Source organism: Bacillus sp. 220_BSPC, from assembly GCF_001054655.1.
Classification (GTDB): domain Bacteria; phylum Bacillota; class Bacilli; order Bacillales; family DSM-1321; genus Peribacillus; species Peribacillus frigoritolerans.
The window spans coordinates 1-877 of sequence record NZ_JVPL01000207.1 but is presented as its reverse complement, the minus strand read 5'-3'; the positions used below and the strand labels follow the sequence as shown (position 1 = coordinate 877).

1 protein-coding gene is annotated in these 877 nt (G+C 38.7%); it reads left to right on the top strand.

Going from position 1 to position 877, the window contains the following annotated elements; genetic code table 11:
* Positions 1–139 precede the first annotated feature (139 nt).
* Positions 140–877 (top strand): IS110 family transposase (locus tag ADA55_RS16505; protein WP_048685883.1); only part of this gene is annotated, 738 nt, incomplete at its 3' end.

The window sequence follows — 877 nt, the reverse complement described above, 5'->3', positions numbered from 1 at the left end:
TCAACTAAACAGTTCGCCCCCTACTTGTAGAAACATGATTGAGGCTGGTTGGGACTATGATCTCGTATAACAAGCGAAGCTATGATACTACAAGAAGGAATTGGGGTACCGGTGACTTTATATTAGGAGGAGATAATTTATGAATCCAGTTGTTGGTCTGGATGTGGCAAAAGGGGAAAGTCAGGTTCAAGCTTTCTTGGATAAAAAGCAGCCTTACAAAAAAAGCTTTAAAGTAGCACATACTCTTGAAGGGTTAGCTAGTCTTCTAGACTTTATTAGAGAAGTAGAAAATGTATCCGGGGGACGGCCTCCCATTGTATTAGAATCCACTGGACATTATCATACACCAGTTGTCCAGTTTTTCGAGGATATAGGGTACTTATTGATTATCGTAAATCCACTCATATCGTATCGAGCTAAGAGTTCTAGTTTACGCAAGGTAAAGACAGATGTTATTGACGCTCGTCATCTCTGCGAGCTGTATTATAAAGAGGACTTAGAGCCGTATAAACAGCGAGGAATCCAACTCTTAAACTTACGTAACCTTACAAGACAGCACGAAAATATTACAGGCCTGTTTGTACAAACTAAATTACAATTTCAAGCAATTTTGGATCAAGTGTTTCCTGAATACCGTGGGGTTTTTGGTGACTTACATTCATATGTTTCTTTACTAACCTTACAAACATTTCCTACATCACAAAAAATCCTGGATACTGGTGAAGAGAAAGTTGCCAAGAAAATAAAGGAATTATGTAAAAGTCGTTCGCAAAAATGGGCAGACAGTCAGGCAGAAAAACTGATGGCCGCCGCAGTTCAAAATCCATTTCAGAAAAACTTATATCATAGTCTGACCTTAAGCCTGGATATGTATATT